At 64.3% G+C, this 26,133-nt stretch carries 25 protein-coding genes; 3 read left to right on the top strand and 22 right to left on the bottom strand.

Annotated features, from left to right (window positions below; translation table 11 throughout):
* Positions 1 to 18: 18 nt before the first annotated feature.
* Positions 19 to 900: a helix-turn-helix domain-containing protein gene (locus tag VQ071_RS02455; RefSeq protein WP_340512254.1), complete on the bottom strand. Its 882-nt coding sequence runs from the start codon at positions 898 to 900 to the stop codon at positions 19 to 21.
* Positions 901 to 974: 74 nt separating this feature from the next.
* Between VQ071_RS02455 and VQ071_RS02450 the strand changes: the two genes are divergently transcribed.
* A complete protein-coding gene (locus VQ071_RS02450; protein WP_340512253.1) occupies positions 975 to 1,343 on the top strand; it encodes a c-type cytochrome in 369 nt (122 codons plus the stop codon).
* A gap of 79 nt (positions 1,344 to 1,422) precedes the next feature.
* Here the strand turns inward: VQ071_RS02450 and acpS are convergent, their stop codons facing one another.
* From acpS to VQ071_RS02425, 5 genes are all read right to left on the bottom strand, one after another.
* Positions 1,423 to 1,818 carry a holo-ACP synthase gene (acpS, locus tag VQ071_RS02445; RefSeq protein WP_340512252.1) on the bottom strand — a complete coding sequence of 132 codons (396 nt, stop codon included), beginning with the start codon at positions 1,816 to 1,818 and terminating at the stop codon, positions 1,423 to 1,425.
* Positions 1,819 to 1,827: 9 nt separating this feature from the next.
* Positions 1,828 to 2,637, bottom strand: coding sequence for an ammonia-dependent NAD(+) synthetase (gene nadE, locus VQ071_RS02440; RefSeq protein ID WP_340512251.1), 810 nt, complete (start codon positions 2,635 to 2,637; stop codon positions 1,828 to 1,830).
* A 136-nt stretch (positions 2,638 to 2,773) separates the two neighbouring features.
* Positions 2,774 to 3,208 (bottom strand): BrxA/BrxB family bacilliredoxin, encoded by a 435-nt coding sequence (locus VQ071_RS02435; protein WP_340512250.1) that lies wholly within the window; start codon positions 3,206 to 3,208, stop codon positions 2,774 to 2,776.
* Between the two features lie 128 nt (positions 3,209 to 3,336).
* On the bottom strand, positions 3,337 to 3,462 hold the full coding sequence (locus VQ071_RS02430) for a hypothetical protein (protein ID WP_340512249.1): 126 nt from the start codon (positions 3,460 to 3,462) through the stop codon (positions 3,337 to 3,339).
* A gap of 59 nt (positions 3,463 to 3,521) precedes the next feature.
* Positions 3,522 to 5,192, bottom strand: a complete 1,671-nt coding sequence (locus tag VQ071_RS02425; RefSeq protein ID WP_340512248.1) for an ATP-binding protein — start codon at positions 5,190 to 5,192, stop codon at positions 3,522 to 3,524.
* 190 nt (positions 5,193 to 5,382) lie between these two features.
* Between VQ071_RS02425 and VQ071_RS02420 the strand changes: the two genes are divergently transcribed.
* Positions 5,383 to 6,651, top strand: a complete 1,269-nt coding sequence (locus tag VQ071_RS02420) for an NAD(P)/FAD-dependent oxidoreductase (protein WP_340512247.1) — start codon at positions 5,383 to 5,385, stop codon at positions 6,649 to 6,651.
* A 76-nt stretch (positions 6,652 to 6,727) separates the two neighbouring features.
* On the opposite strand, the gene VQ071_RS02415 is transcribed toward VQ071_RS02420, so the two are convergent.
* The 8 genes from VQ071_RS02415 to VQ071_RS02380 form a co-directional block, all read right to left on the bottom strand.
* Positions 6,728 to 7,123: a hypothetical protein gene (locus VQ071_RS02415; RefSeq protein WP_340512246.1), complete on the bottom strand. Its 396-nt coding sequence runs from the start codon at positions 7,121 to 7,123 to the stop codon at positions 6,728 to 6,730.
* Between the two features lie 59 nt (positions 7,124 to 7,182).
* Positions 7,183 to 8,505, bottom strand: a complete 1,323-nt coding sequence (locus VQ071_RS02410) for an ABC transporter permease (protein ID WP_340512245.1) — start codon at positions 8,503 to 8,505, stop codon at positions 7,183 to 7,185.
* Positions 8,502 to 9,275 (bottom strand): ABC transporter ATP-binding protein, encoded by a 774-nt coding sequence (locus VQ071_RS02405; RefSeq protein WP_340512244.1) that lies wholly within the window; start codon positions 9,273 to 9,275, stop codon positions 8,502 to 8,504. Before VQ071_RS02405 ends, VQ071_RS02410 begins: the two co-directional genes overlap by 4 nt.
* 192 nt (positions 9,276 to 9,467) lie before the next feature.
* A complete protein-coding gene (gene xylB, locus VQ071_RS02400) occupies positions 9,468 to 10,964 on the bottom strand; it encodes a xylulokinase (RefSeq protein ID WP_340512243.1) in 1,497 nt (498 codons plus the stop codon).
* Positions 10,965 to 11,044: 80 nt separating this feature from the next.
* Positions 11,045 to 12,364, bottom strand: coding sequence for a xylose isomerase (gene xylA / locus VQ071_RS02395; protein ID WP_340512242.1), 1,320 nt, complete (start codon positions 12,362 to 12,364; stop codon positions 11,045 to 11,047).
* Positions 12,365 to 12,888: 524 nt separating this feature from the next.
* Positions 12,889 to 14,553, bottom strand: a complete 1,665-nt coding sequence (locus tag VQ071_RS02390; protein WP_340512241.1) for a glycerol-3-phosphate dehydrogenase/oxidase — start codon at positions 14,551 to 14,553, stop codon at positions 12,889 to 12,891.
* A 122-nt stretch (positions 14,554 to 14,675) separates the two neighbouring features.
* Entirely contained in the window at positions 14,676 to 16,169 is a 1,494-nt protein-coding gene (gene glpK, locus VQ071_RS02385) for a glycerol kinase GlpK (protein ID WP_340512240.1), read from the bottom strand.
* Complete coding sequence (locus tag VQ071_RS02380; RefSeq protein WP_340512239.1) at positions 16,166 to 16,747, bottom strand: glycerol-3-phosphate responsive antiterminator; 582 nt, start codon at positions 16,745 to 16,747, stop codon at positions 16,166 to 16,168. The genes glpK and VQ071_RS02380 overlap by 4 nt, the downstream gene beginning before the upstream one ends.
* Before the next feature lie 254 nt (positions 16,748 to 17,001).
* Here VQ071_RS02380 and VQ071_RS02375 point away from each other — a divergent pair, with 254 nt between their 5' ends.
* Positions 17,002 to 18,168, top strand: coding sequence for an ROK family transcriptional regulator (locus VQ071_RS02375; RefSeq protein WP_340512238.1), 1,167 nt, complete (start codon positions 17,002 to 17,004; stop codon positions 18,166 to 18,168).
* Positions 18,169 to 18,384: 216 nt separating this feature from the next.
* Here the strand turns inward: VQ071_RS02375 and VQ071_RS02370 are convergent, their stop codons facing one another.
* The 8 genes from VQ071_RS02370 to VQ071_RS02335 form a co-directional block, all read right to left on the bottom strand.
* A complete protein-coding gene (locus VQ071_RS02370) occupies positions 18,385 to 19,167 on the bottom strand; it encodes a VOC family protein (protein WP_340512236.1) in 783 nt (260 codons plus the stop codon).
* A 16-nt stretch (positions 19,168 to 19,183) separates the two neighbouring features.
* Positions 19,184 to 19,750 carry an NADPH-dependent FMN reductase gene (locus VQ071_RS02365; protein ID WP_340512235.1) on the bottom strand — a complete coding sequence of 189 codons (567 nt, stop codon included), beginning with the start codon at positions 19,748 to 19,750 and terminating at the stop codon, positions 19,184 to 19,186.
* Positions 19,751 to 20,431: 681 nt separating this feature from the next.
* Positions 20,432 to 21,124, bottom strand: a complete 693-nt coding sequence (locus tag VQ071_RS02360) for a response regulator transcription factor (protein ID WP_340512234.1) — start codon at positions 21,122 to 21,124, stop codon at positions 20,432 to 20,434.
* Positions 21,121 to 22,872 (bottom strand): GAF domain-containing sensor histidine kinase, encoded by a 1,752-nt coding sequence (locus tag VQ071_RS02355; RefSeq protein WP_340512233.1) that lies wholly within the window; start codon positions 22,870 to 22,872, stop codon positions 21,121 to 21,123. Before VQ071_RS02355 ends, VQ071_RS02360 begins: the two co-directional genes overlap by 4 nt.
* 106 nt (positions 22,873 to 22,978) lie before the next feature.
* On the bottom strand, positions 22,979 to 23,413 hold the full coding sequence (fucU, locus tag VQ071_RS02350) for an L-fucose mutarotase (RefSeq protein WP_340512232.1): 435 nt from the start codon (positions 23,411 to 23,413) through the stop codon (positions 22,979 to 22,981).
* A gap of 147 nt (positions 23,414 to 23,560) precedes the next feature.
* Positions 23,561 to 24,652 (bottom strand): ABC transporter substrate-binding protein, encoded by a 1,092-nt coding sequence (locus VQ071_RS02345; RefSeq protein WP_340512231.1) that lies wholly within the window; start codon positions 24,650 to 24,652, stop codon positions 23,561 to 23,563.
* Positions 24,653 to 24,751: 99 nt separating this feature from the next.
* Positions 24,752 to 25,588, bottom strand: coding sequence for a helix-turn-helix transcriptional regulator (locus VQ071_RS02340; RefSeq protein ID WP_340512230.1), 837 nt, complete (start codon positions 25,586 to 25,588; stop codon positions 24,752 to 24,754).
* Positions 25,589 to 25,640: 52 nt separating this feature from the next.
* Positions 25,641 to 26,099: an RrF2 family transcriptional regulator gene (locus VQ071_RS02335; RefSeq protein WP_340512229.1), complete on the bottom strand. Its 459-nt coding sequence runs from the start codon at positions 26,097 to 26,099 to the stop codon at positions 25,641 to 25,643.
* Between the last annotated feature and the right edge of the window lie 34 nt (positions 26,100 to 26,133).

The following is a 26,133-nucleotide window of genomic DNA, read 5'->3' as shown; positions in this document are numbered from 1 at the left end:
GCGGCTGTCCCGAGCGCCCTATTGACCACGCGGTTCGCCAGGATCGCCGGATCCGAGGACAGGCTTGGCCGTACCGAGCACGAGCTTTTTGTACCGGCTCGGCGTCAACCCCGTATACGCCTTGAACATTCTCGAGAAATAATAAATTTTCATGCCGATCCGGCTCGCCGCGTCCGACACGTTGCAAGCCGGATCGGCCAGCAGCGTCCGGGCCACCTCAAGCCTTCTTTGGTTCACATATTGGATCGGCGAACAGCCCATCAGACTTTTGAAGTAAACGATAAAATAATTCGGGTGCAAAAAGATTAATCCCGCTAAATCTTCTACGGTGATCGAATCCGCCAGATGCTCGTCCACGTAGCTCAGCACGATTTCCAGCTTTTCGATCTCCGGCGAAGGCGTCTCCTGAATGCCCGTATCCGCTACGATATGGTCCAAATAAACGCTCACAAGCTCCATAAACGAAGTCTTCAGCCGCAGGCGCGAGGTCGGCTGGTCCGCGAGCAGATTGCGCCCGATGCGCTCGAACAGCGCGATCGCTTCCCGCGGATCGGGAATGCTCACATGCTCGGGCATGCCGATCTCCTTGAAAATCGCCCTGTCCGCATAACTCGCGCGGAAGTGGCACCACCAATACGACAATGTCTCGCCCCGCTGCGCCTGCATCGAATGCTGCCTTCCTGCGAGCAGGAAGCTGAACGTGCCTGCCTTCATCGGGAAGGAGCGGTCGTCCATATGTAAAATGCCCTTGCCTCCGGTAACGAGCAGCGCCCGGTTGCAGTCGTAAACATCCGGCGGCTCCGTCTCCCGGCCCGTCAGCTCCTCGAAGGAGGCGGCGGTAACTTCGAATTGCATCTTTTCGAGATGATTCATTAATATGTTAAAATAGCGTATGCTCATCGTTGCACTCCAAGGAAGCCTGTCTTAAGATGTAGATTCTATTTATTATACTTAACAAAAGGAGCGGGGTAAATTTGCAAATATATACGTCCCCCCGCCTGCCGGCTGTCGCGCTCGTCCTGCTGACGACGACGCTGATCGTCTCCGCCTGCGGCGGCGGCCAGTCCGCCCGCCCCGCCGCCTCCGCCCCGGCGTCGGCCGCACTGGCGGGTCCTGCCGAGACGGTGGAGCTGTACCGCAGCAACTGCATCAGCTGCCATGGCCGCGGCCTGGAGGGCAAGATGGGCGCCGCCTCCGATCTGCGATCTGTCGGCGCCAGGCTGACCAAGGAGCAGATCGCCCGCCAGATCGCGGACGGCGGCGAGCTCATGCCGGCGATGAAGGACCGTCTCACTGAAGCGCAGATCGACGCACTCGCCGTCTGGCTGTCCGCCAAGAAATAAGACGCCGCGGCGTTCCCCGCCCGTCCCGCATCGCAGCGCCAACAAAAGCCCGGCCAGATCGGCCGGGCTTCGGCATTGCTTATTCGACTCTCTCCAACGTAGCTGTCGCCGCCGCCAGCCGCCGCTCGTGCGTGATCGCGACATGCAAGCGGTAGGCGGACGCCTCCATGCCGAGCCTCCCCCAAGCCTCCGGCGACAGCCGGCAGAACGGACGGCCGCGCTCGTCCGGCAGCACCTCGATGTCGCGAAAGCCGACGCAGCTGCCGATCCCGCAGCCGATCGCCTTCACGACCGCCTCCTTGGCCGCGAACCGGCCCGCCGCGAACTCGACCGCGCGCCGCGGCTGCATTCCCGCGTAGCGCTCCAGTTCGGCCGACGTGAGCACGCGGGCCGCGAACCTGGGCCCGCTCTCGCCCGCGAGCAGCTTCGCCATCCGCTCCATCTCGACGACGTCTATCCCTATACCTTCAATCATCGCTGCGGGTCAGATGCCGGGAATCGCCTGGCGCTTGTGATGCGTACGCTGATAATGCTTCTCCAATATCTCGCGCGCCGCGTCCGGGATCGGCTTGCCTTCCAGATAGTCGCTGTTGTCATCGTAGCTCACGCCCAGCTCGGCTTCGTCGGTCTGGCCCGCCCACAGACCTGCCGTCGGCGCCTTGTCCACCACCTCGGCCGGCACGCCCAGCGCCCGCGCGACCTGGCGCACCTGGCGCTTGTTGAGCGAGCTGAGCGGCGTGATGTCGACCGCGCCGTCTCCCCACTTCGTGTAGAAGCCAGTCAGCGCCTCGGACGCATGGTCGGTGCCGACGACCAGCAGATTCAGATCGAACGCCAGCGCATACTGCACCACCATGCGCGTGCGCGCCTTGATGTTGCCCTTGCCCCCGCGGCTGACATGGCGCGACATGCCCAGCGACTTGAACGCATGCTCGGTCTCGAGCGCGATCTCGTCGACCGCCTCCTCGATGTTCGTCTCCACCTTGTGCTTGAGATCGAACGCCTCGGCCACAGCGTAGCTATGGGCGATGTCCTCCTGCTCGCCGTACGGCTGGAATACGCCGAGCGTCATGTATTTCCTGCCCGTCTCCGCCGACAGCTCGTCCGTCGCCCGCTTGCACAGACCTGCAGCCACCGCGCTGTCCACGCCGCCGCTGATCGCGATGAGCAAGCCGGCTGCGCCCGCTTGTTTGACATAGTCCTTGAGGAACCCGACGCGCCTCGCGATCTCGGCTTCGGGATCGATCGACGGCTTCACGCCCAAGCGCGCTACGATGTCTTGTTGCAAACTCATATGAACGCCTCCTGTCTCATGTCCTTCTACATATGTAAGACGGCTTCGTCGCACCTGAAACAACGAGCCCGTCCTCGGCTCCTGCCAATTCGTGAAAAAAACCGCGGATGAACGCTCATCCGCGGCATGGTCCGCATTAGCGGCAGTAACGGTCGAAGGCATCGGTCAGATCGGCGGCGATATCTTCGGCGCTGCGGTTCTCGATCTGATGACGTTCGATAAAGTGCACAAGCTCTCCGTCCTTCAGCAGGGCGATCGACGGCGAAGACGGCGGATACGGGGCGAAGTATTCTCTTGCCTTGGCCGTCGCTTCCTTGTCCTGGCCCGCGAATACGGTGAACAGATGATCCGGCAGCGCATCGTGGCGAAGCGCCTCGGCTACGCCCGGACGAGCTTGGCCGGCTGCACACCCGCATACCGAGTTGACGACGACGAGCGTCGTTCCTTTGCTGTCCGGCAGCACCGCCTCGACTTCCTCCGGCGTTCTAAGCTCCTGGATGCCCACACGGGTCAGATCGTCGCGCATCGGCTGAATCATATCCAGCATATATCGTTCGAATGACATAGACATGCCTATCCCTCGCTTTCGCATGAGTCGCTAATCGGCGGATTGCCGCTTACGTTATTATAGCGCGGTCATGCGCAGGCCGTCAAAAGCGCCAAAAGCCCGGCGCTGCCGCCGGGCTGCTCCGAACCGGATCAGGTCGAGGGAATATTCGGGCCGTCGAGCTTCTTGTCGAAGCCGGGGGCCAGCGGAGATGCTTGCTCTCTATCCCGCGCCGGAGCCGGACTGTGTCCCTTCTGTTTCGGCTGCTTGCCTGCCATCCGTGTCCCTCCTTGTACGTATGAGCGTTCCGGAGTATTGTACGCCTTTTGACACATGCCTATACGGTTGCCGCCCAGCACGCATGCCCGCTCTTGCAGAAGGTGACGATAAACGTCGTCCCCTCGCCTACCCGCGACTGCACCTCGATGCGGCCTTCATGACGTTCGACGATGCTCAGGCAGAGCGCCAGACCGAGTCCCGTCCCCTGCTCCTTGGTCGTATAGAACGGCTCGAACAGCCGCTCCACCTTCTCCGGCGGTATGCCGCCTCCCGTATCGGCTACGAGCAGCTGCACCCGGTCCCCCAGGTCGCGCGTCTCGATTCGCAGCACGCCCTTGTCGTCCATCGCCTCCAGCCCGTTGCGGGCCAGGTTCAGAATCAGCTGCTTGATCTCCTTGCCGTTGAGCTCGAGCGCATCCTGCTCCTCGCACAGTATGAGCTCGACGGACTGTCCCCGCAGATTCGCGTCCGCCCAGATGAGCGGCATCATGTCCTTGAGCACGGACTGGAGGCGGCCGGTCTCCTTCTCCACGATCCGGTTCTGCGCGAGCGACAGGAAGTCGTTGATAATGGCGTTGGCCCGGTCCAGCTCCTCCATGACGATGCGAAAATAAGAGCGCTGCTCGGCGGGACTGCGTTCGTTCAACAGCTGCACGAATCCCCGGATGACCGCCATCGGATTGCGGATCTCATGCGTGATGCTGGCCGCCATCTGCCCCACCAGGCTGAGCCGCTCCATCTTATCCAGCTCGTCCTTGAGCCGCTGCGTATCCGTAATGTCCTGCGCAATATAGACGACGCCCCGCGACTGTCTGTCGGGCCCGGCCTCGCTGACCGAACAAGCCGTAGCCAGCATCGAGCGGCCCTCCAGCTTGAACACGCCCGACGCCCTGCTCTCCCCGTCTTGCAGGATGGCGTGAATGACGGACGCCGAATCTTCGATGCCCATCTGCCTGGCCATCTCCGTATAATGCAGGTCGTCCGCCTCCGCCGCTGCCGCATTGCCCATCTCCAGCGCGGTCTTGTTGGCGTGCGCGATACGGCCCTTGCCGTCGATAAACATGACGGCAAGCGGGACGACGTCGAGAAATTGGCGCATCCGGATCGATTCGAGCTTGTACTGGCTGGACAGCTCCTTGAGCTGCGTCTGCAGGCTGACCCGTTCGTAAGCGATCTCAATGTAATAAACGGATAGATGAACGATCCCCGCGTAGGCGACCATATAAGCTGCGAAAAACCAGCCGAAATTGTCACCCGGCAGCTCATCGTGGTTGATGGATGCGGCGATTAGCGATATAAAATGGGCGGCCAGACCGATCGCCCACAGCGGCACGATCGTCTTCATCCTCGCGCTGCGGTTCTGAATGCGAAAGGAAGAAGAAACCTTGTAGATAAAGATTAAGTAGAAAACAAAAAACGCGCCTAAGCCGACAATGGCGGCCGGATCGTTCATCTCGTAGAAATGCAGCAGCGTGTACACGGTACTCAGCGCGACACCGAACACAATACCTCCGTACAGGGAGGCGATAATGATCGCAATGAAGCTTAAATCGAGCACAACCGGGTCAAAATGAATATTGTAGCAATGCCCGAGCATCATGCTGAGTCCGCAGACGACACCGATAAAGTAACGCGAATGCTTCAGTTGACGCGGGCGCGAGTACCAGACCTGGAAGGTTCCTACTGGCAGCAGGGCGATAAGGACTTGAAGAAGCAGGTTGTTGACCATAGGAATCCCCCCGCACAGACGTCCTGTGTTGTCGAGCAATCATTTTGATTAAAACATATAAACATTCCGCTTACAATAATAGGAATATAGTTTAAACTATATATTAGGAAAAGGTTGCAATTGCAAGGCGACAGAGAGGGTATGAAGCGTGGAGTGTAATATAAATAACCAAAATTCGGATTTTTATAACGTGATCGTAATCGGAGGCGGTTCGGCGGGCCTCATGGCGGGCATCGCCGCCAGCCGGTCCGGCGCGAGCGTCCTGCTCCTCGACAAAGGGGACAAGCTCGGACGCAAGCTGGGCATCTCGGGCGGCGGGCGCTGCAACGTGACGAACGCCAAGGAGACGGACGAGCTGATCCGGCATATACCGGGCAACGGCCGGTTTTTGTACAGCGCGCTGTCCGTGTTCGGCAACCGCGATATCGCCGCTTTTTTCGAGGAGATGGGCATTCGCCTGAAGGAAGAGGACAACGGGCGCATGTTCCCCGTCACGGACAAGGCCAAGACAGTCGTCGACGCGCTCGTGCGCAAAGTAAGAGAGCAGGGCGTCGAGATTGTGACGCATGCGCCTGTGGCCGAGGTGCTGTACGAGGACGGCAGGACGACCGGCGTGCGACTGGCCGACGGCCGCCGCTATGGTGCCTCCGCCGTCGTCGTCGCGGTCGGCGGCAAGTCGGTGCCGCATACGGGCTCGACCGGCGACGGCTACGCCTGGGCCGAGCAGGCCGGGCATACGATCACCGAGCTGTTCCCGACCGAGGTGCCGCTGACCTCCGGCGAGCCCTTCATCCGGAGCAGAGAGCTGCAGGGCCTGTCGATGCGCGACGTGACGCTCACCGTATGGGGAGACAAGGGCAAGCCCCTCGTGACACACCGGGGGGATATGATCTTCACGCACTTCGGCCTGTCCGGGCCGATCGCGCTGCGGTGCAGCCAGTTCGTCGTGAAGCAGCTCAAAAAAAGCGGCGGCGCGCCGGTGCGGCTGACGCTCGATCTGTATCCGGACATGAGCGCGGCGCAGGTGTACGATTATACGTATGGCTTGAGCGCGGAGGAGCCGAAGAAGGCCGTCCGCAACGTCTTGAAGAGCGCAGTCGCCGAGCGGCTGCTCCCCTTGCTGCTCGCGCAGGCGGGCCTCGACGGAGATACGACGCACGCCAACATCCCGAAGCAGGCGTGGCTCCATCTGTCTGGCCTGCTCAAGGGCTTCCCGATCGACATAAATGGCACGCTGTCGATCGAGGAGGCGTTCGTGACGGGCGGCGGCGTGAATCTCAAGGAGATCGATCCGAAAACGATGCAGTCCAAGCTTGTGCAGGGGCTCTACTTCGCGGGAGAAGTGCTCGATATTCACGGCTATACGGGGGGCTACAATATTACGGCGGCATTCTCGACCGGCTATGTGGCCGGGCTGAATGCCGCCGGGTCGGCGGAGGCTGGCGGGGGGATCGGCTGACCGGTGATGGCAGCTGTCCCCTGAATGGCCGATCGCCGTCGTCTCGGGACGACGCGCGGTTCACCCTCCCGCTCGTTCAGTATGCCTCGAAGCGGTTGTAGCTGCCGTCGTCCGCGGCGTCTGCAGGCTGTGCCGCCGGACGGTCAATTCCCGCCTGCGGCGCCTCTGGCTCCCCGCCGAAGTAGGCGGGCTCCCAATCCTCGTTCACGGTATGCGCGGGGATCGTCAGCGCGTCCAGCGCATAGGCCGAGGCTGTCAGCGCGCCGTCCGCGGCGGCCTGCTCGGACACCAGCCGGCCGCCGTGGCTCTGGGCGATCTCCAGCGCGCTCGTGAGATCCTCGCGCTCGACATGAATATGCAGCACGCCCCCGCCATGCAGCTGCGGCTCGTAGCCCAGCTCGTCCAGCGTGCCGCAAGCCTGCCGCGCGCTCGCTTCGTCGGGAAATTCAAACATCAGGGCTCCGTGGGTCATCGCGGTACGCCTTCCTTTCTTCGAACGAATAGCCATAGCATATCCGTCCAGGTCAGGCTTCATGTAATGCGTCTGTCCTGCTCGCGCGTCTCCCGGCGGGCGGCTCTGCGCATGGACAGCGCGGAGATCGCGCGGCTCATCGGGCCGAGCAGCGGATAGCAGACGGCAGGCAGGACCAATGCCGCCAGCCACCATAGCCCTCCGTACAGCCAGCCTGCATGCAGCCCGATGGCAGCGCTCCACAGCAGCGCTGCCGGGCGCAGCAGCAGCCGACGCCCGACGTTCCCGGCCATCCGCCTCGGTTCTTCGCCCCATTCGAAGAGCGACATGTAGCGCTCCCCGACCCATAGTTCCCACTGCCCTTTCAGCCACCACAGCAGCAGCGCGCCCATGCCGAACCACGCGAGCGCGGCCAGCCAGGGCGGCGACAGCCATACGGCTGCGACGCCGAGCAGCGTATAGTAGATCAGATTTTTCATCATATCCCCGTCGCGGACCATGCTGCGCAGCCAGAGCTCTGCGATACGGGAAGCCGGGTCCCGCTTGCGGAGCAGCGGCCCCGGCCGCCGCAGCAGCACAGGCCGTCTGCCTGCGGGCGGACGCGGGGTCCGCGGCGTGTCGGTCAGCACCCAGCCGACGTTGTCCGCGTAGGCCCGGCGCTCTGCGCCCAGCTCCTGCTCGAACATGCCCTGCATGCGCATGCGCAGCAGGCCGAGCAATGCGGCCGCGGCGGCCAGCGCCGCCACGACGCTATAGACGGCGAGCGCGGATGCGGCGCCGTCCGTGAAGATCGAGGCGGCCGGCAGCCAGGCGGCGAACAACGCCACCCGCCCGCCGTAGACGGCGGCCATACGCCGCCAGCCCCGCCAGCGCCGCTCCGCCCGGTCGCGCAGCAGCGTCCAGATGAAGCCCGTGAGCGCGGCGGCCAGGACGAACACCGCTCCGTCCGCCAGCCGCCAGGCGGGCTCGGCCGGCAGCAGCGGCAGCAGCAGGCCGCCTGCCGCTGCTGCCACGGCGAGCCTCGCCGCCAGCGTGTAGGCGAGGCCTGCGCGCGTCAGCGCCGCGACCCAGCGGCGGCTCGCGCGCAGGAACAGCGCGTCGCCGGGATCGGCGAACGTGCGCAGCCTCGCCCGCAGCATGAGGGCGGCCAGCGCCGCGGCCGACGTGCGCTCGGGCAGCCGGGCGAGCCAGTCCGGCGGATGGCGCAGCCAGTCGGTGTATATGCCGCCGAGTATCCATAGCCCCGGCAGCACCAGGTAGAGCAGCACGGTCCAGTCCAGCGTGAGGCGCCAGGCATTGGCCGATGCGCGCCAGAACGCCAGGCAGCGCTTCAGCGCGAGCCGCCACGGACCGCTGCGCCCGATTGATCGGCCGGCCTTCATGAGTCCTCCGCCGTCAGCGTCAGCCGACGGAAGCAGTCGAACAGCGGCGTCCCGGCAGGCATGCCGGCCGCCGCCCGGATATCGGCGACGGTGCCTGCGGCGGCCGCGCTCCCTTGATGGACGAGCACGAACCGGTCGCACAGCCGCTCCGCCGAGTCGAGCACATGCGTCGTCAGCAGCACACCCGCCCCTCGCGCGCGCTCCTCGTCGAGCGCCTCCAGCAGCTCCATGATGGCCCCCGGATCGAGCCCGATGAACGGCTCGTCGACCAGGTACAGCGACGGCTCCAGCAGAAAGGCCGCCACCAGCATCGTCTTCTGCTGCATGCCCTTGGAGAACTTGACGGGATAATCGTGCTTCACATGCGAGAGCCGGAATCTGCGCAGCAGCTCCTCCGCCCGCTCCGCAAGCCGCGCCTCGGAGATGCCGCACACGGCGGCAGCCAGCTGGAGATGCTCCCACAGCGTGAGCCGCTCGTACAGAATCGGCTGCTCCGGTATGTAGGCGACCTGCCGGTTCATCTCGCCTTGTGCACCGGCCGCGTCGCCGGGGGCCGCAGACGAGTCCCAAGCGACGTCCGCGATCCAGTAGGGCAGCTGTCCGAGCAGCCCCTTCATGACGGTGCTCTTGCCCGCTCCGTTCGGACCGAGCAGGCCGACGCGTTCGCCCCGCCGGACCTCGATCGTCACGTTCCGGAGCACCGCCTTTCCTTGCTCGTACCCGGCCGCCTCGATATGCGCCCGCATCAACCCGTCCGTATGATCGCCCATCGACATCACCTCTATTTCAACCATTATACCTTCTATTACGCCTGGCATCCCGTCGCGTTCCTCTGGCGGTGGCCGGACAAGACAAAGAGCCCCCCTCCGGTTACCGGCCGGAATTGCGGGGAGCTCTCTCACTATAGGGAGGCACCCGCCCGTCAGGGGCAAGCTCCTCCCGTCTATCTTATCATTGAAGCCCTAGCTGCGAAAAGCGGCCAGCGCCTCGTTCAGCGGCTTCGTCGCGGCGTACACGTCGCGGTAAATGCCGAACAGCTCGCCGTATCGCTGCGTGCGTCCTGCATCCGGCTCGTAGGAGGCCGCATGCTTGACGAACACGTCCGCGCACGCCTCCAGACTGTCGAACCAGCCGCATCCGGCCGCCGCCAGCATCGCGGCGCCCAGGCCCGGCCCCTGCTCGCTCTCCAGCCGCACGACCTCCGCGCCGAAGACGTCCGCCTGCATCTGCAGCCAGTCGGGGTTTTTGGCGCCGCCGCCGATGGAGACGACCTTCGTCACGGACTTGCCGGCCTTGCGGAACACGTCGACCGACTCGTTCAGCGAGAACGTAATCCCCTCCAGCACCGCACGCGCGAAGTGGGTTCTCGTGTGCGCGCCGTCCATGCCGACGAAGCTCGCGCGGATGACCGCGTCCGCATGCGGCGTCCGCTCGCCGACCAGGTAAGGCGTATAGAGCAGGCCGCCCGCGCCCGGCGCGATGTCGCCGATGCCCGCGAGCAGCTGGTCGTACGGCTCGCCGGCGGCAAACGTGTTGCGGAACCAGCTGAGGCTGTAGCCCGCGGCGAGCGTCACGCCCATCGCGTAGAAGGCTCCCGGCTTGCCGTGGTTGAAGAAGTGGACCTTGCCGGCGTAGTCGGCAGAGGCGTCCGGCTCGTGCGTGAGCACGACGCCCGACGTGCCGATGCTGCACAGCGTGAGGCCGGGCTGCAGGATGCCTGCGCCGATCGCGCCGCAGGCGTTGTCCGCGCCGCCCGCGAATACGCGCGTCGCGGCGGGCAGGCCCGTCTCGCGCGCGGCCCACTCGCCGAGCGTGCCCGTCTGGGCGACGGACTCGACGAGCGGCGGGCAGAACGAGGCGGGAATATCGAACGCCTGCAGCACCTCGCCGCTCCAGGTGCGGTCCGCCACGTCCAGCATCAGCGTGCCCGCGGCGTCCGACAGATCCATATGGACGGCGCCGGTCAGCCGGTAGCGCACGTAGTCCTTGGGCAGCAGGAACGATTCGGCGCGGGCGAATACGTCGGGCTCGTGCTCGCGCACCCACAGCAGCTTGGGCAGCGTGAAGCCTTCGAGCGCCGGATTGCGGGTGAGGCGCAGCAGGCTGTCTGAGAGCTTGCGCTCGATCTCGCGGCACTGCGCCGTCGTGCGCGTATCGTTCCACAGGATCGCCCGGCGCAATGGCCGGTGCTCCCCGTCCAGGAGCACTAGCCCGTGCATCTGGCCGGAGAAGCTGATCCCGTCGATACTGTCGCCCGCCGCCGTCTTTTTCTCGCCGAGTTCCTTCAGCACTTCGACCGTCGCGCGGACCCAATCCTCCGGATCCTGCTCGCTCCAGCCCGAGCGCTCGTGGTACAGCGGGTACTCGCGGGAGGCCTCGGCCGCCACCGCTCCGTCCTGCCCGACGAGGAGCGCCTTGACGGCGCTCGTGCCGAGATCGATGCCGATGACATAGTTCATGTGTGGCCCGTCTCCTTCGATTCGTTTCCTTCTATCCTTAATACACTTAATACTACACGCTGCTAATTACACTTTACACGTTACACGCTGAAAATGACTTCGTTCACCGCTTGGCGAATCTGCTCCAGACGGCCGGAACGGTTCACGATCGGCTTCTGGCCGCTCAGCACGTACGCTTCAAGCGATGCGAGCGAGTGCTTGCCCGCGACGATCTCGGCGCCGATGCCTTCGCCGAAGCTGGCGTAGCGGCTGTCGACGATGCTGTCGAGCGTCTTGTTCTCGATCAGCTTGGCGGCAGCCTTCAGGCCGTGCGCGAACGAATCCATGCCGGCGATGTGGGCGAAGAACAGATCGTCGTCCTCGAAGGAGGTCCGGCGTACCTTGGCGTCGAAGTTGACGCCGCCTTTGCCGATGCCGCCCTCGTTCTTGAGAATCTCGAACATGGCGAGCGTCGTCGAGTACAGGTCCGTCGGGAATTCGTCCGTATCCCAGCCGAGCAGGTAGTCGCCTTGGTTGGCGTCGATCGAGCCGAGCGCGCCGTCGAGACGGGCGACACGCAGCTCGTGCTCGAACGTGTGGCCGGCCAGCGTCGCGTGGTTCGCTTCGATGTTCAGCTTGAAGTGATCCTTCAGGCCGTACTTGCGCAGGAAGCTGAGCGTCGTCGCGGAGTCGAAGTCGTATTGGTGCTTGGTCGGCTCCTTCGGCTTGGGCTCGATCAGGAATTGGGCGCCGAAGCCGATCTCCTTGGCATAGTCGACGGCCATATGCAGCATGCGCGCCAGGTTGTCGAGCTCCAGGCCCATATCCGTGTTGAGCAGCGACTCGTAGCCTTCGCGGCCGCCCCAGAAGACGTAGTTCTCGCCGTTCAGCTCCTTGCCGACTTCGAGCATCTTCTTGACCGTAGCAGCGGAGTACGCGAACACCTCGGCATTGTTGCTCGTCGCGGCGCCGAATACGTAGCGCGGGTTCGTGAACAGGTTGGCCGTGTTCCAGAGCAGCTTCTTGCCGGTGGACTGCTGGAACTCCTTGAGCTTGGCGACGATGACGTCGATGTTCTTGTTCGTCTCGGCGAGCGTAGCGCCTTCAGGCGCGATGTCGGCGTCGTGGAACGCATAGAACGGCACGCCGAGCTTCTCGAGCAGCTCGAAGTTCGCTTCGACGCGCACCTTGGCACGATCGAGCGGGGACAGCGAATCCCAGCTGCGGACCGCCGTGCCGGCGCCGAACGGGTCGGTGCCGTTCGCGTTGAACGTATGCCAGTAAGCGACGGCGAAGCGCAGATGCTCCTCCATCGTCTTGCCGAGCACGACCTCTTGGGCGTTGTAATGCTTGAAAGCGAACGGATTGTCGGATTTGCGGCCTTCGTACTTGATCTGCGGCACATTCGGGAACAGGCTCATAATAGCAGGATGCCTCCTTGAGTGGTGGATGAATTCGGTTACATTGCTGCTCTTAGCATAGCACCTCCGACTTAGTTTGTCTATTGGCTAAACAAAGTTATTAGAAAGTTATAACGGTGCGGACAGTGGAGGCGATACTGCGGTGCGGGCGTTCGATCGCCTCTCGTAGTGAAGGCGATCGGACCATGCTGTAGTGTGCAGGAGCCATCGCCTCTCGTAGTGAAGGCGATCGGACCATGCTGCGGGGTGGGGGAGCCATCGCCTCTCGTAGTGAAGGCGATGAGCCCATGCTGCGGTGTGGGGGAGCCATCGCCTCTCGTAGTGAAGGCGATCGGACCATGCTATGGTGTGGGGGAGCCATCGCCTCTCGTAGTGAAGGCGATGAGCCCATGCTGCGGTGTGTAGGAGCCATCGCCTCTCGTAGTGAAGGCGATCGGACCATGCTGCGGGGTGTGGGAGCCATCGCCTCTCGTAGTGAAGGCGATCGGACCATGCTGCGGTATGTGGGAGCCATCGCCTCTCGCTCACTCGCACCGCACAGCCGCAAGCTCCCGGTCGAGCTCCTCCTCGTACGCCGCCAGCTCCTCAGAGCCGTAGCCCAGGCATTCCGCCATCAGGGCGACTACCCCATCCCTGTGCCGGCGCACCCAGTCGATATCGAACAGCAGCGCGCCGGTCCGCCGGATCATGTAGTCGACGGGCTTGACCGCCATCTCCTCTTCGATCGCGTACAGCAGGGCCGCATAATCGCCGGCGGACAGTCCGTGTCTGCCGCCGTCGCCCGCCGTCTGCCAGCGCCCGACCCGCTCGAATACGGCGCCCGCGTTCGAGCCGTACCGGGCCGCGATGCGCTCCGCCTCCTGCCGCGGTAGCCCGGCCCGCTCGCCCGCCGCCGTCGCCTCGCGCACAAACGCGGCGTACCCGCCGGACCCGCCGACATCGCCGCCCGACAGCGGCATCGTCCGCGTCCCGCACGGCCTGTACGGGCCGCACCCAGCTGCCCGCAGCGCCGCCGCGAGCCGGTCCGTGACCGTCTCCGCCATCTTGCGGTAGCCGGTCAGCTTGCCGCCCGCAATCGTGACGAGCCCGGAGTGCGAGACGAAGATCTCGTCGCGCCGGGACACCTCGGAGGGTGACTTGCCCTCCTCATAGATGAGCGGTCGCAAGCCGGCCCAGCCCGACTCGACGTCGCCGCGTTCGAGCTTCAGCTCCGGGAACATGTCGTTGCACGCCCGCAGCAGGTAGTCGCGATCCGCCGCCGATATCCGCGGATGCGCCGTATCCCCCGCGTAGTCGGTGTCCGTCGTCCCGACATACGTCTTGCCGTCGCGCGGAATGGCGAACACCATCCGACCGTCCGGCGTGTCGAAGTATACCGCCTGCCGCAGCGGGAACCGCCCGCCGTCGAACACGAGATGGACGCCCTTGGTGAGCCGCAGCGTCTTGCCATGCCTGGACCCGTCCAGCTCGCGCAGCGCGTCCACCCACGGCCCGGTCGCATTGACGACTTGGCGTGCCCGTATCGTGCAGCCGCTGCCCCCGATCAGATCGGCTGCCTCCACCCCTGCCGCGCGGCCATCCCCATCATAAACGAGCTTGTCGGCCCGCACATAGTTGAGCGCATCCACTCCGGCAGCGGCGGCTTTTTTCAACACTTCAATCGTGAGCCGTGCGTCGTCCGTCCGGTACTCCACATAATAACCGCCGCCCTGCATGCCCTGGCGCCGCAGCAGCGGCTCCTTCGCCGCCGTCTCCTCCTTGCCGAGCATCTTCCGCCGCTCCCCGCGCCTCACCCCCGCCAGCCAATCGTACACGCGAAGGCCGACGGACGTGCTCCATCTGCCGAAGGTTCCGCCCTGATAGATCGGCAGCAGCATCCATTCGGGCGTCGTGACGTGAGGGCCGTTCTCGTAGACGACCGCCCGCTCCTTGCCGACCTCCGCCACCATCTTGACCTCGAATTGCTTCAGATAGCGCAGTCCGCCGTGCACCAGCTTGGTCGACCGGCTCGACGTCCCCGCCGCGAAGTCCTGCATGTCGATGAGCGCCGTCTTCATGCCCCGCGTCTGCGCGTCCAGCGCGATCCCCGCTCCCGTGATGCCGCCGCCGACGATCAGCACGTCGTACGTCTCTTCCTTCAACCGCCTCCAGCTATCGCCGCGCCCCGTTGCCGAGAATATGTGCCCCATCGCTCAAGCCCTTCTTTCCACCATAGTAAAAGACCACGCGCATGCGGGCCGCCTGCAGCGGCCAAACGAATGTCGTGGTCTCTCCCGATCTCCAACCCGCTATTAACTTGTCGGCCCATCCGTTACTTAAAAGCCATCGCGGCCCGCACCGCCTTCTGCCATCCCGCATACAGGCCGCGCCGCTCCTCCTCCGGCATGGCCGGCCGGAACGTGCGGTCGTGCCGCCGGCCCGCCGCAATCTCCTGTCGGCTCCCCCAATATCCGACGGCCAGCCCGGCCAGATAGGCCGCGCCCAGCGCCGTCGTCTCAAGGGCGGCCGGACGCTCGACCTCCACGCCGAGCAGGTCGCTCTGGAACTGCATGAGCAGATCGTTGGCGACGGCGCCTCCGTCGACGCGCAGGCTGCGCAGGGCGATGCCCGAGTCGGCGGTCATGACGTCCAGCACATCCTTGCTCTGATAGGCCAGCGATTCGAGCGTCGCGCGGATGAAGTGCTCCTTGGTCGTGCCGCGCGTCAGCCCGAAGATCGCGCCGCGCACGTCGCTGTCCCAATATGGCGTGCCCATCCCGACGAAGGCGGGAACGACGTATACGCCATCCGCAGACGTCACCCGGGCGGCATATGTCTCGCTGTCCGCCGCGGACTTCAGCATGCGCAGGCCGTCGCGCAGCCACTGCAGCGCCGAGCCGGCCACGAACACGCTGCCTTCCAGCGCGTACTCGACTTTGCCTTCGATGCCCCATGCGATCGTCGTCAGCAGGCCATGTGCGGACTCGACCGCCTCGTCTCCCGTATTCATCAGCATGAAGCAGCCGGTGCCGTACGTATTTTTGACCATGCCCCGCTCGAAGCACGCCTGCCCGAACAGCGCCGCCTGCTGGTCGCCCGCGATCCCCGCGATCGGGACCTGCCGGCCGAAGAAGTGGTGCGCGGTCGTGTGCCCGTATACTTCCGAGGACGAACGTACTTCGGGCAGCATCGCGGGCGGGATATCGAGCAGCCGCAGCAGCTCGTCGTCCCAGGCAAGCTCGTGTATGTTGTAGAGCATCGTGCGCGAGGCGTTGGAGTAGTCGGTCACATGGGTCCGTCCGCCGCTCAGCTTCCAGACAAGCCATGTGTCAATCGTGCCGAACAGCAGCTCGCCCGCCTCTGCGCGCGCTCTCGCCCCTTCGACATGATCCAGCAGCCACTTGATCTTCGTCCCGGAAAAATACGCGTCGATCAGCAGCCCCGTCTTGCGCCGGAACAGGTCTTCATGTCCCGCCTGCCTCAGCGCCTCGCAGATGTCGTTCGTCTGCCTCGATTGCCAGACGATCGCATGGTGGATCGGCCGCCCCGTGGCGCGGTCCCATACGACCGCCGTCTCCCGCTGGTTGGTGATGCCGATCGCCTCGATCTGCTCGGGCGCAATATCCGCGTCCGACAGGGCGTGGGCGATGACCGCCAGCACCGAGAGCCAGATGTCGTTGGCATCGTGCTCGACCCAGCCCGGCTTGGGATAATATTGACGAATCTCCTGCTGCGCGGTGCTGACTGCGCACCCGTCCTTGTCGAAGACGATCGCCCGCGTGCTGGTCGTGCCTTGATCAATCGCCAGTATGAACCGCTGCTTCATGACCTTCCCCCCTGCTTGTCATCCTGCCCGTACAGCTGCCATAATTCCCTGTCGGAGGTCGTCACCGCCGAAGCGCCAGCTTGCAGCGCCCGCTCCACGTCATCCTCGGTGCGGATCAGCCCGCCGGCGAAGATGGGAATTCCCGTCCGCGCGTATACTTCTGCAATCATATGCGGGATCACGCCGGGCAGCACTTCGATGTAGTCCGGCTTCGTCCGCTCGAACATCGCATAGCTTTTTTCCAGGGCGTTCGTATCCAGCAGGAACATCCGCTGAATCGCCAGCAATCCGTTTTTCTTCGTCTTGGCGATGACCCCCGCGCGGGTCGATACGACGCCGGCGGGCCTTGCCATCTGACATATGTATTCGGCCGCATATTCGTCGTTTTTTAGCCCCTCGATCAGATCCGCGTGGACGATCGGCTTCTTGCCGTGCGACTTCGCCAGCTGGACGAGCGGCTGAAGCTGGCCGACGTGCATATCCAGCAGCACGATCCATTCGTACGGCAGCGCCAGAAGCTTCTCCAGGTCTTTGGCCTTGCGCGCTGCCGGCAGTATCCGTTGTCCGTTGAACGACATGCTGCACCCCTCGCTTTCAGTATGTAAAAAAAGAAAAGGAAAGCACGAACTCACCCCGAATGGGATATGAGCTGCGTGTTCTCCTTTTCTCCGCCGCGTGTATGAACTTACCTTCGATTATATTACGCGCGGCCGCGTCATGTCTATCTTTGTTTAGATATAGTTTGTATATTCATTAAACAAAGTCTGTGATATGATGACGTTAACCATTAACGACGCGAACCCTATCGCCTGCCCGAAGGAGCACACCCCGTATGAAGACGCCCACCGGCGATCAAGCCCTCATCAAAAGAATGAATACCGCCATCGTGCTCGACTCGGTGCTGCGGGACGCCCCCCTCTCGCGCGCCGATATCTCCGCCACGACGGGACTCAACAAGGCGACCGTGTCCAGCCTGATCCAGGATCTGATCGACAGCGGTCTCGTGCGCGAGATCGGGACGGGGCAGTCGAGCGGCGGCCGCAAGCCGGTGCTGCTGGAGTTCGTCGCGGATGCAGGCTATGCCGTGGGCATCGATCTCGGCGTCAACTATATACGCGGCGTGCTGACCGACCTGCGGGGCGGTATCGTGCTCGAACGTACGACAACGCTGTCGCAGACTGCCCCGGACGAGGTGTTCGGCGTATTGCGGCCGTTCATCCAGGCGCTCGAGGCCGAGGCGCCGGACAGCGCGTTCGGCGTCGTCGGCATCGGCGTCGGGGTGCCCGGGCTCGTGGACCGGGACGGCTCCGTGCTGTATGCGCCCAATCTCGATTGGCGCGAGGTGCCGCTGCAGGATGCGCTCGCCCGCGCGTTCGGCATCCCTGTCCTGATCGACAACGAGGCCAACGTAGGCGCCATCGGCGAGCGCCAGTTCGGCAGCGGACGCGGCCTCGGCAGCATGATCTATGTGAGCGTGGGCATGGGCATCGGAACCGGTCTTATTTTGCAAAAAGAGCTGTACAAGGGGGCGGCGGGCTTCTCGGGAGAAATGGGGCATCTGTCGATCGAGGCCACCGGCCCGGCATGCCGCTGCGGCAACCGGGGCTGCTGGGAGCTGTATGCGTCGGAACAGGCGCTGCTCGCCCGCGCGGCGGCGGACGGCATCGGCAGCGGCTCGCTCGACAGCCTGCTGGAGCTGGCGTCGCGCGGCGACGAGGCCGCACGCGGGCTGTTCGCGGCCATCGGCGAGTCGCTCGGCGTCGGCATCGCCAACATCGTGAACGTGTTCAACCCGGAGGCCGTCGTCATCGGCAACACGATGAGCCGCGCGCGCCCCTGGCTGGAGGATGCGATGATTCGCACGGTGGAGGCGCGGGCGCTGAACTTCCATTTGCGCGGCATCCGCCTCCTCTTCGCCGAGCTGGGCGACCGCTCCGCAGTCATGGGCGCGGCGGAGACGGCGATTTCGGCCTTTTTCCAGCGGCTGCGGACGGCTTGAGCTTCTATTTGACGAGTCTATCATTTCATTTATAGCTGACGCTAATGATCCCATTCGCGGCGCTTGTCGTACTTATACTTTCTTTCCACAAACGGAAATACACCGCCTCACACAAAGGAAGCGGTCTACTCCGGACGTAACCTTTAAAGCCACCCGCCCTCGATAGGCGGCTGTTGTCGGGAGAGTCGGTTGCAGCCGGCTCTCGCCGGACGACGCTCAACCATTCAGCCCGAGCCGCGCCGGCACGTCTGCAAACCGGGCGTCCAATCTCACCGCAAACTCATAGCCTTCGACTTCGAAGACTACCCCTTCCCGCTCGCCGAACTCCATTCCTTTCATCGCCAGCCGCTCCTTCAGCCCTTCGATGGTCCGCGCGTCCGAAGCGCCGAGCACAACCTTCAAGCTTGGGGGCACTGCGCGCATCGCGATCGGGATCCATCGTCTCCGCTTGGAGGCGACGACCAGATGCGCCGTTCCTCCGATCGCGAAGGCGAAGTCGTCCGCAGCTTTGGCGAGACGCAGTGAGAGCAGGTCGACCATTAACGCGCGGAACGCCAGTACGTCGTCCACCGGCAGTCCGATCTCCCGCACGTACAGTATGCGAAACGGACCGGAAGGCTCGACAACTCCTTCTGTGATGCCGGGATGCGCGATGAATTCGAGCAGGTTGCCGTCGCAGTCCCGAAAGTAAACGTTGGTTCCCGACTCAAATTCGTCTACAATCCTGCCGTCCGCCCATTGCAGCGGCGCGATGCGGCGTCGCTCCAGCTCCCGTACGATCTCTCCGAACGCCGAATGCGGCACTTCAAACGCCACGTGAGCGTGGGCCGGCGCTTCGTCCGATTCCCGAAAAATAAGCGAGACGCGGGGCGTTGGCGCGAAGCGGATCTCGTCTGCCGTCTCGCCGATAACGGCGAAGCCGAGCTGATCGCGGTAAAATTGCTTGCAGCCCTGCACGGACGAAGTCCTGAGCTCCAGCGACACGATATGCGTAATCATCTCATCAAACCTCCCTTCACTGCGCTTGCAGCGACCCGATGCCCCGGAGGCGCGCCGCCATCCCCAGGAATGCGTCGACGGCGATGCGAATGCGGCTCTCTACCTTCTTGCTCGCTTCCGTATCCCCGGCGTCTCCCCACGGCAGATCGCGCTGGAATCCGGACACCGATACCCATTCAGGACAATTCACCCCGTGCAGCGAACGCACGATCGATTGCAGCTGCTGCAGCGAGCCGATGCCGACCGCGCCGCCGGCGGAGCTCATGCTGAGGACCGCTTTGCCTTCAAAGTGCGATTGGCCCAGAAAATCCAGCGCGTTCTTGAGCACGCCCGACGGCGCGCCGTGGTATTCCGGCGTAGCGAGCACGACGGCATCCGCGTCGAGCACCGTCTGCTTGAACGCAGCCAACGCCTCATGTCCCGCGAAGTCCTCGTCGGTCGAGAAAAACGGCAGCGGCGTTAATTTCGGATCGAAAACGGACACCTGATGTTCCTGCCGAGAGATGAGCGCTCCGACATAGCGCGCAAGGCGCGTACTGTTCGAGTCCTGCCTGTTGCTTCCGGCGATAATCGCGATTTTCATGGTCGTTCATCCTTTCCGTCTGTTAGGAATGGCTTTATTGTAGCGTCAGGCGCGGAGGGCGTCGTCGGCGAAAAGGCGGATTTGCGGATGCAAAAAATCTCAGCCGGAGGCTGAGATTCGTACGACTATCGGATGAGGGAGTGAGCGCGGGGTGCCGCCCACAGGGCTGATTGTGCCGCCCTGCCCGCAAGCGGGCCGGCGCATCCCGCGGCGAGAGCATCCGCCAGCCCGCCACAGTCAACACTTGGCGGGCTCGCCCCCAATGTTGTCAGGTTAACTGCAAATATACAGTTAATCTCCGTGGTGGCGGCATTTTTCGGAGCGATAGCTGCGAATATACAGTTAATCTCGCGAAAATCGACCGTCATCCGGCTCAGACTCGAAATTAACTGTATAAATGCAGTTATCGCCGCCAGATGTCCTGGCGCAGGAGAAAATAACTGCGGTTTGGCAGTTATCTCCCCTTTCAAGGCTGTGTTGCACGAACGGTTTGGGGAAGAACTTCAACGTAGCCGCATCCCTGTCGTCCAGGATCGCTCGTTCATACGCAACAAACAGACCAAGCACAATTTATTCATGAAGACCACGCGCCGGGGAGCGGCAGGGTTCTTAACCTGACAACATTGGGCTCGCCCCTCCCGCACCGCAGTCTCCGTGCCGGGCGGCTCGCCCCTCCGCCTGCTACAGCCCGTGCTTGGCGGCGAGCAGCGCGGCCTGGGTCCGGTCCGGCACGCCGAGCTTGTCCAGCACGTGGCTGACATGCGTCTTGACCGTCTTCTCGGAGATGAACAGCGCGGCGGCGATCTCCTTGTTGTTCTTGCCCGAAGCGATCAGTCCGAGCACCTCGAGCTCCCGCCTGGTCAGCGCTGCGAACGGTCCCGCGCCGACCGCTGCGAGCAGGCCCGTCCGAGCCGCAGGCGTATCTGCCGCAGGCGCTCCGGCCAGCGGCTCGGCGGCTGCTACCAGCTCCAGCAGCTGCCCGGCAACCTCCGAATGCAGCTCGATCTTGCCCTCGTGTACCCGACGGATCGCCCGGATGAGCTCCTCGGGCTCCACGTCCTTGAGCAGATATCCGCGCGCGCCTGCACGGACGGCCGGCAGCACATGGGTCTGGTCCGCGAACGAGGTCAGCACGATGACCTTCGCGGTCGATCCGCTCTGCCGCAGCCGCTCCATCGTGGCGAGGCCGTCCAGCACCGGCATTTGCAGATCCATAAGGATGATATCGGGCGCCAGACGCTGCGCCAGCTCGAGCGTCTCGAGGCCGTTCGAGGCTTCGCCGACCAGCTCGAGCCCGCCCTGGGTGGACAGCATGACCTGCAGGCCGCGCCGCACGACGGCATGGTCGTCGGCCAGCAATATTCGAATACTCAATTCGCGAACTCCTTTATCGGCAATATCGCTTCGACGGTCGTGCCCAGCCCCTCTTCGCCGTAAATACGCAGCGTCCCGCCCAACGCCTCGCACCGCTCGCGCATCGTGGAGAGGCCGATCGAGCTGCCGCCGGATGCCGCGGCATCCGCAGCCGGGACGTCGGCCGGCCGCCCGGCCATGCCCTCGCCGGGAACTCCCTGTCCGAGGGCATGATCCGCGGACGCATCTCCGCCCGGCCGGGCCCCGATGCCCCGCCCGCCGTCTGCGATGCGGAGCACGACCTGTCCGCCCTGCTGCGCCAGCTCGATCTCGGCTTCGCGGACACCCGCATGCTTGGCGATATTGTTGAGCGCCTCCTGCCCGATGCCGCGCAGCGCCTGCTCCGCCTCGCCGGACAGCCGGCGGCCCGCGCCCGACTGGCGCGCCGTCGCGCGCAGTCCGATGCGCCCGGCATAGGCGACGAGCGCGCGCAGCACCCCGTCCTCCAGATCGGACGGCCGCAGCTGCAGGATAAGCTCGCGCATCTCCTTGAGCGCAGTCTGCGAGAGCCGGCGCATATCGCCCACATTCGCGGCAGCCGCATCCATCTCGCCAACCGCCAGCTGGGCCTCTACCCCCTTGGCCGTCATGGACAAGGAGAACAGCATCTGCGTCACCGAATCGTGCAGGTCGCGGGCCAGCCGGTTGCGCTCGTCGAGACGGGCCAGCTCCCTGCGGCTCTCCTCGTCCCGCTCGCTCACGAAGGCGGCGGCGATCTGCTCGGACAGCGCCTCGAGCACCTCGATATCGACCTTGTCGAGCTCCCGGTCGGGCGAGGCGCCTACGAGGATCAAGCCGTGCGCATCGTCCGCGTAGGCGAACGGGACGAGGAACGCGGCCAGCAGATCCGGCGCCTCCGGCAGGACGATCCGCGCGCCGCGAAGCTCGGGCGCGCAGCCGGAGCCGAGCCCGTACCGCCGGCTCGCCATGCGGCCGCCGAGCAGCTCCGCCGCAGGCACGGACAGCATCGCCGCCGAATCCCGCGCGCCGCCTGCCTCGTATACGGCGCGCATGCGCATCCCCGCGCCGTCCGCATCGATCATCGCGACGTACGGCCAACCGAAGCGCGTGCCCAGCTCTTCTACGATGCGGACGGCCAGCGGCGCGCCGGCGCGATCCCCCGACGCAGCGGCGAGCGCCCGCCCCAGCTCTCCGAGCTGGGCGAAGTGGGCCGCCCGGCGCCGCTCCGCCTCGTACAGCTGCACGCGCTCGACCGCGCTGCCGATCTGGAGCGCGACCGATTCGAGCAGCGCGAGCTCCTCGGCGTCGAATTGCGTCTTGCCGGGCGCCGCGACGTTCAGCACGCCGAACCGCCGCGCGCCCGCCCGCAGCGGCACCGTGGCGTGATGCGTGATGCCCCCGGTGTCGCCCGTGGCGTCGCGGACCGCCAGCTCGATTCTTTTGCAGCTTAAAATATTAACGGCGCTAGTCAATTCGTCCGTCGCGAAGCGCGTCAGGCACCAGCAATAATTGCCCTGCATCGGCCGCTTGCAGCCGAGCGACAGCGCTTGCGGCAGCCTGACGTCCGCCGCCAGCGAGAACCGGCGCGGCCCGGTCTCGACGTATATCCAGCCGGTCGTGAGCCCCGTGAGCGCGAGCAGCAGCTCCAGCACTTCGCCGAGCAGCGGCTGCAGCTCGCTGAGCTGGTTAAGCTTCTCGGCGATCGTCTTCAGCGTCGCCAACTCGTGCAGATGCGGCTCTCTCGCCATGCGCGTATCACGCTCCCTCGTCTCTTCGCCGAGAGCCGGATACGCTCTCCCGGCGCAGCTGCGCGCAGGAGAGCATATCCGGCTCCTCCGGTTCGTCGCGATGTCGTTATTCGGGCGCGACGACGCCCTTCTTGAGGATGATGTTGGCGTACAGGGCGCTCTCTCCGGTCGCCACGATCGCATACGCCTGCTTCGCCCGCTCATAGAAGGCGAATCGCTCGACCTGCTCGAACGCATCTGTCAGCCCCGCGCGCTCGCGGACGATCCGGTCGTACCGGTCCCAGATCGGGGTCTCGACCGTATCGCCGGGCACGACCTGCATGAGGGCGGCCGGGCGCGCAGTATACTGGTCGAGCGGCAGCAGCGACAGCACCGCCTCCAGCAGCTCGGGGATGCCGTGGCCGTCGCAGCGGACGAGCCGCCGCGCATGGCTCGCCGCGGGGAAGTTCCCGTCGCCCAGCACGATCTCGTCGCCATGGCCCATTTCCATCAATATTTTAAGCAGCTCCGGCGACAATATCGCCGGTATTCCCTTCAACAATTCAATCGACCTCCCGCCGGCTGGCACACATGCGTACGGTCAGAACGCGCATGATCTCCGTGTCGCTCGCCGATCGTTCCAGCTCGGGCCGGAGCTCCCGATTCTGCCGTCTTCCGCCAGTATAACCCGAAGCGATGCGCCTTGTCTTTACTTGAGCGCGCCGGAGAGCGAATCGGAGATGACCTTCACGCCGGTGCGCCGGTCGATCGGTCCGTACCCGAGCACCATTTGGCCGTCCACGTCGTACGTATGCCCGTTTTTAACGGCCTTCAGATTGTTCCAGATCGGACTGTCCTGCCACGTATCGGTGAACGCGGCGAGCGTGGAGTCGTGATAGTTGAAGTAGCCGAGGATCAGATAGTCGGGGTCGAGAGCGCTCAGTCCTTCCAGCGTGAGCTCTGCGCCCCTCTTCGCTGCATCCCCCTCGGGCGCCCGGAGACCGAGTCCGTCGTAATAATCCTTCAGCAGGTCGCTGCCCTGCAGGTACACCGTCTTGTCTCTCACCTGCAGGAAGGCGACCGTGCCGTTCAGTCCCGAGAGCTTCTCTCTGGCGGCGGCGACCTCCGCCCGGTAGGCGGCGATATAGTCGGCTGCGGTCCGCTCCTGGCCGAGAATGTCGCCGAATTCGGTTACGAGCGCCGGCCAGTCGCTCCAGACGTCGATCTTCGATTCGTCGACGACGACCGTCGTCGCGATCTTGGACAGCTGCGGCAGCACCTTTTCGTTCGTCTTGTTGCCCGCGATGATCAGATCGGGACCGTAGGCCGTCAGCTTTTCCAGATTGACCTCGGTATTCTCGCCGACGATCTGAATATCGGGGATCTTGTCCGCGTATGCCTTGTACTGCTCCGTGCCGAGCAGGGATTGCTTCTCCGAGAAAGGAAGCGCGAACCCGGCGGACGCCAGCTCGAACAGCAGCAAGGAGTCGGTGTAGCCCCAATGGACGACCGCGACTTTGCGGGGCCGCTCGGCGATCGTCACGTCGCCGCCGACGCTTGGGACCGTGCGGGGAAAAGCCGCCTCGGCGCCGGCAGCCGCAGAAGATGCGCCCGCGCCGGCAGCGGCGCTGCCGCTTGCGCCCGAGTCGCTGGCGCCAGCGCTCTCGCCCGGGACGCTTGTGCCCGCGGCTGCGCTCGGACTGCCCGAGGCCGCGTTGTCCCCGCTTCCGCACGCGGACAGCAGCGTCAGCAGCATGATGAGGCCGACGAGCGCCGGCCATAGCTTGAATCGGTATTTCATGTCGAACATCCCTCTCGCTCATCTAGTAGATAACGATTCTCATTATCATCTAGACTTTAACACCTCTCCAGCCCGCTGCAAATGGAGAATGGTTCGCGATCAGGATGGACGATTTCGTCTATGCTTGAGGCCGGTCTCCCGAGGCGATACGCCCTTGTACTTCTTGTACAGCCTGCTGAAGTAATACGCGTCTGGATAGCCGACGCTCCTGGCGACCGCCAGCACCGTGTACGATCCGGTAGCGAGCAGCTCCTGTGCGCGGTTCATGCGGTAGCGGATCAAATAATCGATCGGTCCCATCCCCATGTACTTGCGGAACTGCGCCGAGAAATACTTGGGCCCGAGGCCATGCCGCTCGGCCAGCCGCGCGAGCGTGATCGGCTCGGCGTAATGCGCGTGAATGAGCGCCAGCGTCTCGTCGATGATCGCCGTGGCGGGACCGTGCCTCATCGCGCGCGCCGCGATCAGCAGCCTGTTCACGAGCTGGTAGAACAACGTCTTCTTTTCCAAACGGACCATCCCGTCGGGAAGCGAGGCCGCCACCAGCAGCTGCTCCAGCAGCAGACGATGCTCGGGATCCGCGCTAATGCGAAGCACGCTCACGGCTGCCAGCAAATGCGCTGCTTCGCCGAGCGGCGGCTCCGGCAGGTAATGCACGAGTCCGTACTCGAACGCCTCGCCGCCGGTTCTGATCTCCAGCCGCTTGTTCAGCCCGCCGATCAGTGCGACGCCCGGCTCGACCGCATGGCGCTCTGTCCCGTCAAATATAAAATCGGCCCGACCGCTCAGACCGATCAGCACCGCGCCTCTCGTCGTAGGCCGCTCCACATGTCCCGCATACAGCGAATCGGGCTCGAGCCGCGTGCGGAATACGCCGTGGACGGACAGGTTCGCGCTTTCGAAGGCTTCCGCCAATTGCTCGCAAGTGTAGGACATCGCGCCTGCTCGACCCTCTCCATAAAATAAGGGCGGCAGCGCCGCCCTTTCGTCACACCTTCTGCCCGAATACCTGCCCGATCATATCCGCGATCGTGCGGCCGTCGAGCACCTCCATCATGCGGCGCTCGGTCTCGCGGATGACGTCGCCGAACGCCTCCTTCATGCCGGAGCCGAGCGCGGAGCAATCGTCTGCGCTGTCCAGCATCCCGCTGTGCAGCGGCTCCGCGATCTCGAGCGCCCGGTACACCTCGCCGAGCGTGATGGCTTCCGGCGCCTTGAGCAGGAAGTATCCGCCCTCGCGCCCCTCGCGGGCGCCCACGATCTGCGCCCTGGCAAGCCGCGACAGGATACGCCTCATCAGCGTCGCCTCCGTGGCGCAGCCTCCCGCGATCTGCCCGCTCGGGCAGCGGTCTTCCCGTTCGGCGTGATGGGCCAGGTAAACGAGAGACTGCAATGCGTATCCGAACCACCTGGGCGTCGCTGCGCCTCCGCATTTATCGGTCGGCATGCTCACACCCACCTCCATTTTCCGTCATTGCGTT

Source organism: Cohnella sp. 56, from assembly GCF_037963805.1.
Classification (GTDB): Bacteria; Bacillota; Bacilli; order Paenibacillales; family Paenibacillaceae; genus Cohnella.
Note: the sequence above shows the minus strand (reverse complement) of the source record. Positions and strands in the feature narration are given on the sequence as shown.